We start from the raw sequence: 14,353 nt of genomic DNA, 5'->3' as shown, positions 1-14,353 counted from the left end.
CCACGAATTATCCGGCTGCCGTCACTCCGGAGCACCGTCCGGAGTGACGGCGGCCGGGCGGGCGGCGCCGCGCAGCTCCTCGGTGGCCTCGTGGTACGCCGCCGCCGCCTGCTCGAAGTAGTCGTAGAGGACCTCGAGTTGCTCCGGGGTGTAGGAGGCGAGAACCGCTCCGACCCGGCGGCGGGCGGGCCCGGCCACCGCTTCGACGTCCACCCCACCGGTGGCTCCGGCCACCGGCTCGATGATGACCTTGCGCCGGTCGGCCGGGTGCACCGCCCGGCGCACCAGACCCCGGCGCTCCAGACGGTCGATCAGCCGGGTGGTCGCGCCCGTGGTCAGTCCGGTGCGCTCGGCGAGTTCGCCGGAGGTGAGGCTGCCGGCCAGGTCGAGAACGCTCAGGGCACGCAGGTCCGTGGTGTGCAGCCCGGCGGCCTCGGCGCTCGCCTGCCCGTTGAGCACCACCGCGTCCACGTAACGGCGGTAGATCCGATGAGCGTCCTCCCGGCGAACGGTTGACATCCCGGGCAGCCTCCCCTTCAATTATATCTGCACGCATGCAGATACTTCAGTCGTGCAGATTCTTTGACAGTGTAGCCAATCAGGAGGCCCGAGATGGACGCCAACAGCATCGACCGCACCGCCGACCTGCTCGACATCACCGCACTGTTCGAGGGCATGAACACCGCCTGGGGCCGCGGAGACGCCGACGCCTACGGCGAGCACTTCACAGCCGACGCCACCTACACGACCTACGTCGGCACGCTCTACCAGGGGCGGACCGACATCGTGGAGGCACACCGCGCCCTGCTGGCCACGTTCCTCAAGGGCACACAGCTGGCCGGCCAGACCACCGACATCCGCTTCATCGGTGCCGACACCGCGGTGGTGCTGTCCCGGGGCGACGTCCACAAGGGCAACAAGCCGCCCAGAAAGCTCCGGAAGGTGCAGACGTCCACGGTGGTCCGCGATGCCGACGGGCAGTGGCGGGTGGCCGCCTTCCACAACACCAAGCGGCACACGGTCATGGAAGCGGTGTCGTTCACCTTCGCCCCCGCCACCCGGCCACTCGCGCACCAGTAGCCGAACGCGTGAGTGCCGTGACCCCGAGAACCCGCCGGTTTGATCCCGGCGGGCAGCCGTCCCGGTTGGCATGATGACCCGATGCAAGATCACGAGAGAACCGAGCCGCCGTGGACCGCGGACGAGCGCGCGAGCCTGACGGCGTTCCTGCAGTACCAGCGCGAGACGCTGGAGATGAAGTGCACCGGACTGACCACCGGGCAGCTGCGGAAGAAGGCGGTTCCGCCCTCGGAGCTGTCGCTGCTCGGACTGGTCCGGCATCTGGTCGAGGTCGAGCGGGGCTGGTTCCGGAAAATACTGAACGACGAGAACGTCCAGCCCTACTGGCCCCGTCCGGAGCCCGGCCCGTTCAGCGAATGGGACGTCGGCTCGGCCGATCCCGACGAGGCGTTCCGGGCCTGGCACGAGGAGTGCGCCCGGTCCCGCGCGATCGTGGACGCGGCCGGATCCATGGACGACACGGGGCACTACGGCGACGAGGTGTACTCGCTGCGCTACATCCTCACTCACATGATCGAGGAGTACGCGCGGCACAACGGTCAGGCCGATCTGCTCCGGGAGTGCATCGACGGCACCACCGGAGAGTGAACCGAGGTGCCCTGCGGGTGGGCTCAGACCGCTCCCGGCTCATCCGCCGCCTGACCCGTGGCGGCGACGGGGCGGCCGTATCCGGGGAGGTCCGCATGATCCTTGCCGTGCGCGTCCCAGGAGTAGAGGTGCAGGGCCAGGCCGTCCGGGTCGTCGAAGACCAGGAGCCAGCCGATGGACGCCTCGATGACGGGCGAGTGCGGGATGTCCAGCCCGTCGAGATGGGCGGCCCATGCCTCGATGTCGGCCAGGCCCCGGACGGCGAAGCTGACCGGGTCGAACCCCTGGCAGCCCTTCGCCGCCTCCGCGTTCTCCCGGAAGGTGATCATCGTGTCCCCCAGTCCGGCCATCTCCCCTCCCACCCCGCGGACGACTCCGTCGGCGTCGGCGAACTCGATGGTCGTCCTGAAACCGAAGACCTTCTCGTACCAGCGCAGCGAGCGGGGAAGGTCCGTCACGGGGAGCTTCACATGATGGATTCCGGCGAGTTCCGGCATGGCCTCGGCCCTCCTACATTTCACCGCACCTTCACTGCGGCTAATAAGTTCTAGACTGCTCCCCATGGCCGACTCCGTCAAGCACAACCGGCAGTACCGCTCGGCGAAACGCGCCGCGGCGGCCGCCGGCACCCGTGCCCGTATCCGCGAGGCGGCCGCCACGCTCTTCGCCGGGCAGGGATACGTCGCCACCCGGATGAAGCAGGTGGCGGTGCTGGCCGGGGTCGGCGAACGCACCCTCTACGACGCCTTCCCCACGAAGGCGGCCCTGTTCGGGCACACGCTGGGGATCGCGATCGCCGGCGACGAGGAACCGGTGAGCATTCCCGAACGGCCCGAGACACTGGCGATCCGCGCGGAACCCGACCCCGGGGTGGCGATCGGCCGTTCCGTCCGCCAGATCGCCGAGCTGCTGGAACGGGCCGGTGACCTGATCATGGTCAGCGTCGAGGCGGCGGGGGCCGACCCGGACATGCGCGCCGCGGCGGACGACGGGGCGCAGGCCACCCACCGGGTGCATCTGCTGCTCACCACCGCGCTCCACGAGCGCGGCGCCTTGCGGCCCGGCCTCGACGCCGTCACCGCGGCCGACATCTGCTACGCCCTGGCCTCACCGCACATGCACCAGCTCCTGCGCAGGCACCGGGGCTGGACGCCGCAGCAGTACCGCACCTGGGTGCAGCGGGTCATGACCGAGGAGCTGCTGGGCGGGCCACGCTAGGGGCCATGGTGCCGCTAGGGGCCGTGGTGCCGCAGGTGGGTGTCGCCGCCTCGGTCCGGCCGGTACGGCGGGACGTCCCGGCCCGGCTGGTAGTGCGCCCCCTGGTGGATGTGCCGGCCCACCACGAGCATGTCCGCGACGGCCACCACTCCCACCACCACGAACGTGACCGCCCACGCCGTGTGACCCGCCACCGCGAACCCCACCGCGCCCACCACCGCCCAGGCCAGTCCGAACGCGGCCAGCCCCAGCCGCAGGCGCAGGGCACTGCGCGCGGTCAGCGGTTCACTCCCGGTACGCATGGCGACGCATCTCCTCCCCTCCAGCATCCACCTTCGGAGCGCTGAGCGGGGCGGGGGTGCGGACGGGATCGCACCGTTCGCCCTGCAGGACCGTCAGACCAGCCGCCGGACTCCGTCAGGCCCGCGTGGCCGAGACCCCGCGGGCCGTCAGCCGTCGGAACCGAAGACCGTGTTGGCGCAGGTGTCCTGGTCCGCGGAGCGGGCGTCGGCCACGACGGTGGAGGGGAGCGCGGTGGGCGTTCCGGTCGGCTCCGCGGTGTCCTGGCCGAGGGTGTAGTTCTTGCCGAGGACCAGCCTGATCCCGGCGGTGGAGACCGGTGACAGGGTGGCGCCGGGGAAGAGGGCGGCGACCTTCCGCGCGTCCGCGCGCCCGCCGGCCCCGTACTCGACGACCGTCGTGTCGTACTCCTGGGAGGTGGCGGTGACCGTGCCGCTGACGCTGAAGCCGGCCTTCTCCAGGGTGCTCGCCGCCTTGCCGGCGAGACCGGTGGTCGCGGTGCCGTCGAGCACGACGAGCTTGACGCCCGCGCCCTGGGTCCCGGACGGCGATGCCGGAGCGGACGGTGCCGACGCCGCGGGAGGCGTGGTCGGCGACCCTGCCGCGTTCTGCCCGTCGATGGTCCGGTCGGCCTTGAGGGTGGCCCACAGGGTGTCGACGGCGGGGTGGACCAGCTCGACGCGCTCACCGCTGAAACGCCAGGGGGTGGTCAGGAACTTGAGGTCGTGCAGGTCGATGTTCTTCAGCGACGAGCCGAACTCCAGCAGCTTCGCGACCGAGGCGAGTCCGGGGTCGACGATCAACGACCTGGTCGCGGCGTCCGCGAGCGGCAGCAGCGTGGTGGGGTTGATGCCCTGCCCCTTGATCTTGGACACCAGCGAGCCGAGGAAGGCCTGCTGGCGCAGCATCCGGCCGATGTCGGAGCCGTCGCCGATGCCGTGCCGCAACCGCACGTAGTCCAGCGCCTGCTGGCCCTGGACGTTCTGCTTGCCCTTGCTGAGGAGCAGATTGCCCCTGGCGCCCAGGTTCGGGTTGACGTCACCTTGGTAGATGTCGTTCGGCAGACAGACCTCCACCCCGTGGACGGCCTTCGTCATCGCCGCGAAGCCCTCGAAGTTCGCCACGATGGTGTGGTCCACCCGCAGGCCGGTGAGCTTCTCGACCGTGTTCTGTGTGCAGGCCGGGTTGCCCGCGTCGGTCTCCCCCACCGAGAACGCCTCGTTGAACATGGTGTGGGTCCGCTCGCTGGTCCAGCTCCCATCCGGCAGCCGGCAGGCGGGGATGGTGACCAGGGTGTCGCGGGGGATGGAGACGCCGATCGCGTGCTTGTGGTCGGCGTAGACGTGCAGCAGGATCGTGGTGTCCGAGCGGGCGGTGCCGCTCTCTCCGCCGCCGAGGCCGCTGTTGGCGCCACCGCGTGAGTCGGAGCCGATGAGCAGGACGTTGACCGGGGTGTTCCCGGTGGCGTCGGGTACGGCGGCGGGCGGGCGCTCGGCGCTCATCGCCTCGGCGGGGAAACTCTTGATGTTGCTGTTGAGGCGGTAGTAGATCGCGCCGCCCGAGACGACCAGCAGCACCAGGGTGCCGACCGCCGTCCAGGCGACGATCTTCTTGGTCCGGCGGCGGGTTCCGCGCGCTGCCGCGGCGGGCGGGCCGTCGACCGTGGCCTCGGGTATCTCCTCGGGTGCGGCCCCGTCGTGTTCGTGCGTCTCGTCCCGCGCGCCTGACATCTGCGTCCCTCTCCCCTGGTGTGCGGATCCTGAGTCGCACAGGGATGAGCGTCGCAGACAGTTATGAGGAAAATGTTAGATCTCTCGAACAGTTCCGAACAGTGACATACGGCTGACGCCGGGCCCGGTCGGGCCCGGCGTCGGAGCGTCGGATTCCGAGTTCGGCACCGGCTCAGGACGGCGCCGGCCCGGCGGAGTTCAGCGGGTGCACCGCAGGCCCGTCAGGTCGACCGAGTCGGCCATCGCCTGCATGCCCTTGTCGTTGGGGTGCAGATGATCGCCGCCGTCGAAGACCGGAAGCAGCCGCTCCTGGTCGTACGGGCTGCGCAGCAGTTTGTCGAAGTCGGTGACGGCGTCCAGTGCGCCGCCGTTCCTGATGAAGGAGTTGACGCCCTGGCGTACGGCCTCGCCGGCGGGATCGAATTCGGACCACCCCTTGAAGGGCAGCACGGTCCCGCCGACGACGCAGACGCCCGCCGCGTGGGCCCGGTCGATGATCTGCCGGTAGCCGGCGATCATGTCGTCGACCGTGACGCCGCTGTGCGCCTTGATGTCGTTGATGCCCTCGAAGAGGAACACCGTGCGGATCCCGGGCTGGGAGAGCACATCGCGCTGCAGCCGGTTGAGGGCGCTCTGCCCGGCGCCGTCGGCCAGCACCTTGTTGCCGGAGATCCCCTCGTTGGCGACGCCCTTGATGCCGATGCCGGACGCGCCCTGCAGCCGCCGGGAGAGGTAGTCGGGCCACCGGCGGTCGGTGTCGGTGCTCGACTGCCAGCCGTCGGTGATCGAGTCGCCGAGCGTGACCACGGCGCCGGTGCCCGCCGCGGTCTCCACGCTGACCGCGTCGAGGTAGAACCAGGATCCGATCCGCTCGTTCCAACTGCCCGCGCTCTCCTCGCCGGCGTGGTCGCCGCCCGCCGCGTAGGACGTCTGCATGGCCATGCCGTGGCCGGTCGCCGGACCCTCGGCCGTCACCACATGGAGGCTGACGACGAGATCGCTCTGCGCCGCCAGCGATCCGGACAGCGGATCGCTGTACACGGTGGCGCCCGGCGCTACCGTGACGGCCTGCCCGCCGCCGAAGGTGATGCGGCGGTTGCTGCCGGGCAGCAGCTGGGCGCCGTCCTTCTGCTGCCCGGCGTAGACGCTGTCGAACGTCACCGGGTGGTCGCCGAAGGCGTTGGAGAGCCGGATGCGCGGGCTGCCGCCGCCGACGCTGGTGCGGACGACGAGCCGGTAGCTGTGGTCGGCGACCGCCGTTCCCATCCGGTCGGCGCTCGCCCCCCAGGTCACCACCTGATGGGCGGACGTGCGCACCGGAGGAGCTGCCGCGGCCGAGGACAGGGCGGCCGGTGCGCACAGCGCGACGACGAGGGCGCCGACGACTCCGGCCGTACGGCCACCGTGCGCGAACCACGGACGGCGGCTCACCGGCTGAAGTCCCGCAGTGTGACGGAGCCGCCCGGCTTGAGGCTCAGAGCACGGGACACTCCGCCGTACGACACCGTTGTGCTGCGGCCGCCGACGCTGCGCAGCCGCGCCTCGGTGACCTTGCCGTCCCGCCAGCGCAGGTCGATGACGAAGCCGCCGCGTACCCCGACGCCGGTGACCGAGCCGGAGCGCGCCCAGGCCTCGGGGAGCGCGGGGAGCAGTTCGACGTGGCCGGGGCGGGAGTAGACCAGCATCTCGATCATGGCGGCCGAGGTGCCGAAGTTGGACTCGATCTGGAAGATGCCGCGGCCCGTCGACACCTCGTAGATGTCGAACAGGTTCATCGCGGTGCCGTTGGTCCCGCCGATGGAGGGCCGCAGGTTGTTCACGACCAGTTGGTACGCCTTGTCCGCGTTCTTCAGCCGGGCCCAGCACAGGCTGCGCCAGGCGTTCGCCCAGCCGAAGCTCTCCATCCCGCGCGCGGTGAGCAGCGCGGTGGCGCCGTCGACCACGGCCTTCGGGGTGGAGCCGTCGGGGCGGATCCGGTCGCCGGGGAAGAGCCCGATCAGCGGCGAGAGATGCCGGTGGGTCGTCTCTCCGAGGTTGTCGGGTGACATCCACTCCTCCAGCCAGCCCGTCTTCGGGCTCACCTGCGGCAGGTACAGCCGCTCCTGGAGCGAGGCGATGGTCTTGCTGTGCCCGGTGTCCCGGCCGAGGACGGAGCACGCGGTGCGGTAGTTCTCGAAGAGCGACCGCACCAGTTCCTGCGCGTAGGTGATGCCCTTGGCGTCGAGCGGGCCGTGCTCGGGCGACCAGTCGCTGTCGGCGATCAGGACCTCGCGGTCCTTGCCGGTGGCCGGGTCGGTGACGGTCGTGGTGAGCAGCCGGGCCTCCCAGAACTCACAGGCGCCCTTCAGGAGCGGGTGGATCCTGGCGAGGTAGGCCGCGTCCTGGGTGTACTCGTAGTGCTCGAAGAGCGAGTTGGACAGCCAGGCGTTGCCCGCCGGGTGCCACCACCAGCCGCCTCCGCCATGGATGTTGGTCGAGATGGCGACGGTCCAGCCGGCGATCTTCCCGCTGGAGTTGCGGTAGCGGTTGCGCGGGTCGTTGAAGAGGGTCCGGGTCAGCTCGGTCCAGGACGGGAGCTGCGCCAGGCAGTAGTCGGCGTAGGCGTCGAAGCTGCTGGACAGGCCGGCCCGGTCGGCCATCCAGTAGTTCATCTGGATGTTGATGTCGGTGTGGTAGTCACCCATCCAGTCCGGGTCGTTGCCGTCCAGCCACAGCCCCTGGAGGTTGAGCGGCAGACTGTCACGCGATCCGGCGATCATGAGATAGCGTCCGAACTGCAGATAGGACGCCTCGAGTTCGGGGTCGGCCTCGCCGTCCCGGGCGCGGGCGCGGATCCGCTCCCAGGTGTCGAGCCCGCGCTGCACGGAGGACGACTCGCCGAGCGAGATGCCCATGCGGTCGAACAGCGCCCGGTGGTCGGCGACATGGGAGTGCAGGAGCGAGGTGAACGGGTGGCGGGCCGCCGTGAGGACCTTGTTCCGGGCCAGTTTCTGCGGGTCCAGGGCGGGGTCGCGGTACCCCGCGGCGGCGTCGGGCGCGTAGTTGGTGCCGCCGCTGACGACGACGGTGAGGTCCTTGCAGCCGGCGAAGGAGATCCGCGCACCGTCGGTGGCCACCGTGCCGGTGGAGCTGTACGCCGTCACCGCGGCGCCGTAGCGCAGTCCGCCGTCCGGGAAGGCGGCACCGAACGACGCGTACGTACGGGCCCGGTCCGCGGTCGTGGTCTCGTCGTGCGTGCCCGCCAGGGTGACCGTTCCGCTGTACCGGCCGCCGCCTCGCTGGGAGAAGTGCAGGACGATGGCGTCGTCCGGGTGGCTGGCGAAGATCTGGCGCTCGTACGTCACTCCCGAGCGGACGTAGGACGAGGAGACGATCCCCTGGCTGATGTCGAGGTCACGGCGGTAGTCGGAGACCGCCGAGAGGTCGTGGTCGGGGATGTCGACGGTCAGCCGGCCCAGGAGGGTGAAGGAACCGAAGTTCTCCCGGGCGTAGGGGAACTGGCCGTCCGCGTCGAGCACGGCGTTGCGGCCGCCGGTCCACAGGGTGGCGTCGGTGAGGAGCAGCAGCTCGCGTGACGGGTCGTTGCCGGTGAGCGCGCCCAGCCGCCCGTTGCCGATGGGCAGCCCCTGTTCGATCATCGCGGTGTCGGACGCGGGCGCCGGGTACCGGAATCGGGTGGTCGACGCCTCGGGAAGCAGGGGGGACTCGGACGGTCGCACCGCCGGCGTGGTGGCCGCGAAGGCGGGCAGGCCGCCGAGTGCGGTGAAGGCGCCCGCCGCGGCGGCGAGGGAGAGGATGTCCCGCCGGCTCGGCCGGCGGGGGGATGAGTCGGTGTTCTGGTCGTCCACGGTGCACTCCGTTTTGTGGCGGGACGTTGTGTGGGGGGTGCGGACGGGGGTGCGGGGTCCGGAGGAGGTCGGACCCCGCACCCGGTCGTCACGACAGCTTCGGCACGTCGATCCGGTCGATGTCCGGGGCGTAGCCGTCGCCGCTGTCGAAGGTGACGGTGTTGGCGCCCGCCTTGAGCGTCACGGGCACGCCGACGGTCTCGACGGTCCCCCAGTCACCGGTGGAGGGGAACTTCAGCCCGGTGGCCCCGTTGCCGTTCGCGGAGACCTGGGCCGGGCGCGCGTCACCGCTGATGTAGGCGACGTTGATGACGTAACGGCCGGCCTTCTGCACCACGATGTTGTTGAACTGGAGCTTTCCGCCCTGGTAGAGGTTGCCGACCTTGTGGCCGCCCGAGCAGGCCGCGCAGTCACCGATCCCGGCGTTGCCGCTGAGGGTGTTGGCCGCCGACTCGGCCTCGTAGCCGGTCATCCGCTGCGCGGGGCCGTGCGGGGTGACGGTGAACAGGCGTGAGCCGTGGGCCGGCAGTGCCTGCGTCACCTTGTCCTTGTAGGTGCCGAGGTTCTCCTTGTTCCACAGGTCACGGACCGCGCCCTGGCCGGAGAAGCCGAGGGACGACCAGTCGGCGGTCACGGCGGCGGGCCCGTTACCGAGGTTGAACAGGGCGACGGTGTAGCTGCCGTCGGCGTTCTTCGCGCTCCAGACCTGCTGGTCCCCGGAGGCGGTGATGGGCCGGGCGGGCGGGGTGCTGCCCTGGTTGAGCGCGATGACCTCGCGGTTGGTCAGCAGCGAGACGCCGTAGTCGTCGAGGCGGGTGAGGTCGTCACCGGTGTAGAGCGGGGACTTGGCGATGGCCCACAGGGTCGCGTAGCTCTGCCGTTCGGCCTTGGTCAGGCCGTCCATCGCGCCGTTGCCCACGTCGAGGGAGTCGAGGTCGTTCCAGCCCCCGGGGCCGGCGTGCCGGGTCCAGCCGGCCACGTCGTCCCACCGGTCGTCGACCGAGTTCTCCCACGACACCAGGGTGTTGCAGTAGCACTCGACGTCGGTGTCGATCCGCCAGCCGTTGGAGTACTTCTTCCAGTCGGCGGCGTGGTTGATGTCCAGCGACCAGGACAGTTCGAGGTGGATGGGGCGCCCGGCCGTGGCGATCGCCTTCTGCCAGGCGGCGGTGTCGGCGACGTTGTCGTAGTTGTCACCGCTCTTGAAGGAGCCGGGTCCGACGCCGTCCAGCTTCAGGAAGTCGTAGCCCCAGTCGGCGAACGTCTGCGCCTGCGAGTCGATGTACTTCTGCGCGCAGGGCCGGGAGAAGTCGAGTTTGTAGGCGCTGTCCCAGCCGTTGGTGGTGCGCAGGTCGCCGTAGACGATGTCGGCGGTGGTGCAGCCCGGTGCGTTCCAGACCGGGACCTTGCCCGCGCCGTACGCCTCCTTCTCCAGCCCCGCGGGCAGGTAGATACCGGCCTTGAGACCCTTGGCGTGGATGTCGTCGGCTACCGGCTTCATGCCGCGCGGGAACCGGACGGGGTCGGGTGCCTGGCGGCCGTACGCGTCGAACTCCGGCTTCCACGTCGTGTCACGCCACCAGCCGGCGTCGATGTTGACGTACTCGTACCCGTACTTCTTGAGCTTCGACGCCAGCGCGCCCGCCTGCGTGAGGACGTTCTTCTCGGTCAGGTAGCTGTAGTCCCCGTCGGGGTTGAGCCCCGGGTACTTCGAGGACTGCATGCTCCAGCTGGACCAGCCCATGAACGGCTTCTGGGCGGGCGCGGCGGGCGCGGCCTTGGCGGTGGTGGGAGCGGCGGAGGTTCCGGCGGCCGCGGGAGAGGAGGCCATCGCGGCGGGGACGGTCGCCGTCAGGCCGCCGGCGAGGGCCAGGACGAGCAGGGCCCGGGTGGCACGGCGGGCCGGCCGCGTGGTGACGGGTATGGGGGGCGTGGAGGGGTACGAGGATGACCGCATGGGTCGGACCTCCTGTTGTGAGGGCATGGGCGTGCGCAGGGCGTTGCGGAGCGGCTCGGTGGTCTGAGGTGCGTGGGGGTCATGCGTGGGTGGGGGGTCATGCGTGGGGGCATGCCGTGGGGGTCGGGGGACGTGCGTTACGTGTCGATGCCGATGAAGGACTGGATCGCGGTGGCCGCGGCGCCGCGCGCCCACTCCTCGAAGGGCAGTGGACGTGTCATGACGTCGCACTGGGCGGCGGTACCGAAGGCGGACGCGGTGAAGGCGTCACGGATCTGCTCGGCGAACAGGTCGTACGCCGCCAGTCCCTCGCCGGAGATGATCACTCGTTCCGGTCCGAGGACGTTGACGACGGCCCCGATGGCCCGGCCGATCGCCTCTCCGGCCCGGGCGTACACCTCTCGCGCGCCGGGGTCGCCCTGGTGCGCGAGCTCCAGGGCCTGTGCGGAGTCGGTGACCGGCAGTCCGGTCACCTCACGGACCCGGCGGATGATGGCGGCGTCACCGGCGATCGCCTCCACACACCCGGTGTTTCCGCAGTGGCACAGCGGCCCGAGCGGATCGATGGACAGATGGCCGATCTCACCGGCGACGCCGTGCGCGCCGGAGACCACGCGTCCGTGCACCACGAGTCCGCAGCCGATGCCCGCACCGACGGTCACCAGCGCGAAGTCGGACACTCCGGCCCCGGCCCCGAACCACTGCTCGGCGACGGTGAGCGCGCGTACGTCGTTGTCGACGGTGACCGGCAGGCCGGTCACCGTGCCGGCCAGTTCCGCGAGCGGCACGTCGCGCCAGTCGAGGAACGGTGAGTAGCGCACCACTCCGGCCACCCGGTCCACGTCACCGGAGACCGCCAGCCCCAGCCCGCTGACCTGCACACCGAACCCTTCGGCCTCCGTGAGGAGCTCCTGCACGAGTCCGCCGATGGAGGCGAGCACGGCGCCCGGGTCGCGGGCGGTGAGCCGGACGTGACGGGCCACCCGGATGCGGCAGCACAGATCGGTGAGCACCGCGATGATCTCGTCCCCGGTCACCTTGACGCCGATGAACAGCGCCCGGCCGCCGTCGACGCGGACGGGATTGGCGGGCCGTCCCAGCGAGGCCCGCGCCTCCTCGTCCACGCCTTCGACGAGATAGCCGGCCGCCATCAGCGGCCGTACCGCCTTGGTGACCGCCGCCGGCGACAGTGCGGTCCGCCGGCCGATCTCGATCCGGGTGAGCGGGCCGTGGGACAGCACGGTGGTGAAGACCAGGGAGGCGGCCGGCGTCGCTGCCGGAACCACGTCGGTACGAGGCGACGAGTGCATGGCCGAAACGTAAGGGGGTTCTTTTCCGCTGTCAATGAAAGAAGTAAGCTCCTTTCAAGATGTCGCTCCAGTGGGATCACGGCCTCCAAATACAGCCTCCGTCATGAGTATTGACAGGTGATCGCAAGCGGGGTTGGCTGCCGACTGCTCTCAAGGCGCTATCTGAACGTAAGGATCAATGCCTGTGATCTCCTTCGCCCCCGGCACCGGGGTCTGGCTGCTCCGCACCCCGCGCACCTCGTACGCGCTACGCGTCGGCGGAACGGGAGCGCCCTGCCACCTCGCGTGGGGACCGCGGCTGACCCTTGCGGAGGCCGAGGAGCTCGCCACTCCCCCACCCCCGCCGGCCAGCAGCTTCGAGGGGCCGCCACCCGTCGGCGAGGAACTGCCCGTCGACGGCGGAGCGCGGTTCGGGGTCCCCTCGCTGCAGGTCCGCTTCGCCGACGGGACCCGCGCCTTCGAGTGGCTCGCGACGGGCCACCGCGTGGACGAGCCGGCGTCCGGCGCCGCCGAACTGGTCCTGGAGTTCCGCGACCGCCACTACCCCCTGGAGATCGCTCTCCACTACCGCGTCCACGACGACAGCGATGTGATCGAACGCTGGACGGTGCTGCGCAACACGGGCGACGACACCGTCGCGCTGCCCCGTGCCGACTCCGCCGCGTGGACCGTTCCGGCCCGGGAGGACCACCGGCTCAGCCATGTCACCGGCCAGTGGTCGGCCGAGACCCAACTGCACCGCGACCGCGTGCCGTTCGGGGAGACGACGCTCACCAGCCGCCGGGGCATCACCAGCCATCACAGCAACCCCTGGGTGATGCTCGACGCGGGTGACGCGACCGAGGACCACGGGCAGGTGTGGAGTGCCGCCCTCGCCTGGAGCGGCGGCTGGCGCATCACCGTGCAGCGGTCCCCCGATGGCCGGGCGGGGTTCACCGGCGGCGCCGGGCACGACGGTACGGTCCTGCCGCTCGGCCCCGGCGAGGAGTTCACCACGCCCCGCTTCGCCGGGCTTTACGCGGACGGCGGCTTCGGCGCGACCAGCCGGGCCTGGCACGCGTACACCCTGGCGCACGTGCTGCCGCACCCCGACGAGATCCGCCCGGTGCTCTACAACTCGTGGGAAGCCACCGCCTTCGACGTCGACGAGCCCGGCCAGCTCAAGCTGGCCGCCCGCGCGGCGGCGCTGGGTGTGGAGCTGTACGTCATGGACGACGGCTGGTTCGGCGCGCGCCGCAGCGAACACGCCGGACTCGGCGACTGGACCCCGTCCCCCGACCGTTTCCCCCAGGGCCTCACCCCGCTGGTCCGTGAGGTGCACCAGCTCGGCATGCGCTTCGGCCTGTGGGTGGAGCCCGAGATGGTCAACCCGGACAGCGACCTCTACCGGGCGCACCCGGACTGGGTGCTGCACTTCCCGCACCGCGCCCGGACCGAACTGCGCAACCAGCTGGTGCTGAACTTCGCCCGCCGGGACGTCGCGGACTGGGCGTACGACTGGCTGACCCGGCTGGTCGGCGAGCACGGCATCGACTTCCTCAAATGGGACATGAACCGCGCGTTCAGCGAAGCCGGCTGGCCGGCTGAGCCGGACGGCGCCGACCGCGTCGGAACGGCGTATGTCCACCACCTCTACGAGGTCATCGACCGCCTGCGCGCCGACCACCCCGGCCTGCGGATCGAGACCTGCAGCGGTGGCGGCGGCCGGGTGGACCTGGGCATCCTGTCCCGCACCGACCAGGCCTGGACCTCGGACAACACCGACGCCGCCGACCGGATGCACATCCAGCACGGCTTCGGCCAGATCTACCCGGCCCGGACCATGGCCGCCTGGGTGACCGACGTACCCAACCAGCTCACCGGCCGCACGGTGCCGCTGCGCTTCCGCTTCCATGTCGCGATGGCCGGGGTGCTGGGCATCGGAGGCGACCTCACCCGCTGGTCGGACGACGAACTGACCGAAGGCGCGGCCCTGCTGGCGCGGTACAAGCGGGTACGTCATCTGGTGCAGCACGGCACTCTGCACCGGCCGCGCGGTCCCGTCGACGACGGCCCGGCCGCCGTGCAGTACACCGCGGCGGACCGGAGCGAGGCGCTGCTGCTGGTCTGGCGGCGCACCCCGCGGCACGGCGGTCCGCGGCTGCCGCTACGACTGGCCGGGCTCGACCCCACCGCCCGCTACCGCGACGCCGACAGTGGCTCCGTGCACTCCGCGGCGGTGCTGACCGGGTACGGCCTGCTGCCCGACCTGCCGCACGGTGACTGGGCGAGCACGGCGGTCCACCTGGTCCGGATGCCCTGAGCCGCGAGCGGCCCGGGGCT

The 14,353-nt window shown here is 70.9% G+C and carries 12 protein-coding genes; 4 read left to right on the top strand and 8 right to left on the bottom strand.

Annotation, left to right across the window (positions count from 1 at the left end):
- Positions 1–21: 21 nt before the first annotated feature.
- Entirely contained in the window at positions 22–519 is a 498-nt protein-coding gene (locus tag LNW72_RS37235; protein ID WP_250979441.1) for a MarR family transcriptional regulator, read from the bottom strand.
- Between the two features lie 93 nt (positions 520–612).
- Here LNW72_RS37235 and LNW72_RS37230 point away from each other — a divergent pair, with 93 nt between their 5' ends.
- Positions 613–1,080 (top strand): SgcJ/EcaC family oxidoreductase, encoded by a 468-nt coding sequence (locus tag LNW72_RS37230; protein ID WP_250979440.1) that lies wholly within the window; start codon positions 613–615, stop codon positions 1,078–1,080.
- A gap of 81 nt (positions 1,081–1,161) precedes the next feature.
- Complete coding sequence (locus tag LNW72_RS37225) at positions 1,162–1,668, top strand: DinB family protein (protein WP_250979439.1); 507 nt, start codon at positions 1,162–1,164, stop codon at positions 1,666–1,668.
- 23 nt (positions 1,669–1,691) lie between these two features.
- Here the strand turns inward: LNW72_RS37225 and LNW72_RS37220 are convergent, their stop codons facing one another.
- Entirely contained in the window at positions 1,692–2,165 is a 474-nt protein-coding gene (locus tag LNW72_RS37220; protein ID WP_250979438.1) for a VOC family protein, read from the bottom strand.
- 64 nt (positions 2,166–2,229) lie between these two features.
- Here LNW72_RS37220 and LNW72_RS37215 point away from each other — a divergent pair, with 64 nt between their 5' ends.
- Entirely contained in the window at positions 2,230–2,886 is a 657-nt protein-coding gene (locus tag LNW72_RS37215) for a TetR/AcrR family transcriptional regulator (protein WP_250979437.1), read from the top strand.
- A 14-nt stretch (positions 2,887–2,900) separates the two neighbouring features.
- Here the strand turns inward: LNW72_RS37215 and LNW72_RS37210 are convergent, their stop codons facing one another.
- The 6 genes from LNW72_RS37210 to LNW72_RS37185 all read right to left on the bottom strand — a co-directional run bounded on the left by LNW72_RS37210 (position 2,901) and on the right by LNW72_RS37185 (position 12,031).
- Complete coding sequence (locus LNW72_RS37210; RefSeq protein WP_250979436.1) at positions 2,901–3,188, bottom strand: DUF6343 family protein; 288 nt, start codon at positions 3,186–3,188, stop codon at positions 2,901–2,903.
- Between the two features lie 147 nt (positions 3,189–3,335).
- Complete coding sequence (locus tag LNW72_RS37205) at positions 3,336–4,916, bottom strand: LCP family protein (protein ID WP_250979435.1); 1,581 nt, start codon at positions 4,914–4,916, stop codon at positions 3,336–3,338.
- Between the two features lie 198 nt (positions 4,917–5,114).
- Positions 5,115–6,347 carry an SGNH/GDSL hydrolase family protein gene (locus LNW72_RS37200; protein ID WP_374117380.1) on the bottom strand — a complete coding sequence of 411 codons (1,233 nt, stop codon included), beginning with the start codon at positions 6,345–6,347 and terminating at the stop codon, positions 5,115–5,117.
- Positions 6,344–8,764 carry a glycoside hydrolase N-terminal domain-containing protein gene (locus LNW72_RS37195; protein ID WP_250979434.1) on the bottom strand — a complete coding sequence of 807 codons (2,421 nt, stop codon included), beginning with the start codon at positions 8,762–8,764 and terminating at the stop codon, positions 6,344–6,346. Before LNW72_RS37195 ends, LNW72_RS37200 begins: the two co-directional genes overlap by 4 nt.
- 88 nt (positions 8,765–8,852) lie before the next feature.
- Entirely contained in the window at positions 8,853–10,721 is a 1,869-nt protein-coding gene (locus LNW72_RS37190) for a CBM35 domain-containing protein (RefSeq protein WP_250979433.1), read from the bottom strand.
- A 137-nt stretch (positions 10,722–10,858) separates the two neighbouring features.
- Positions 10,859–12,031 (bottom strand): ROK family transcriptional regulator, encoded by a 1,173-nt coding sequence (locus LNW72_RS37185; RefSeq protein ID WP_250979432.1) that lies wholly within the window; start codon positions 12,029–12,031, stop codon positions 10,859–10,861.
- Between the two features lie 178 nt (positions 12,032–12,209).
- Here LNW72_RS37185 and LNW72_RS37180 point away from each other — a divergent pair, with 178 nt between their 5' ends.
- Positions 12,210–14,333, top strand: coding sequence for an alpha-galactosidase (locus LNW72_RS37180; RefSeq protein ID WP_250979431.1), 2,124 nt, complete (start codon positions 12,210–12,212; stop codon positions 14,331–14,333).
- The last annotated feature ends 20 nt before the right edge of the window (positions 14,334–14,353 follow it).

The organism is Streptomyces sp. RKAG293 (assembly GCF_023701745.1).
Lineage (GTDB): Bacteria > Actinomycetota > Actinomycetes > Streptomycetales > Streptomycetaceae > Actinacidiphila.
Note: the sequence above shows the minus strand (reverse complement) of the source record. Positions and strands in the feature narration are given on the sequence as shown.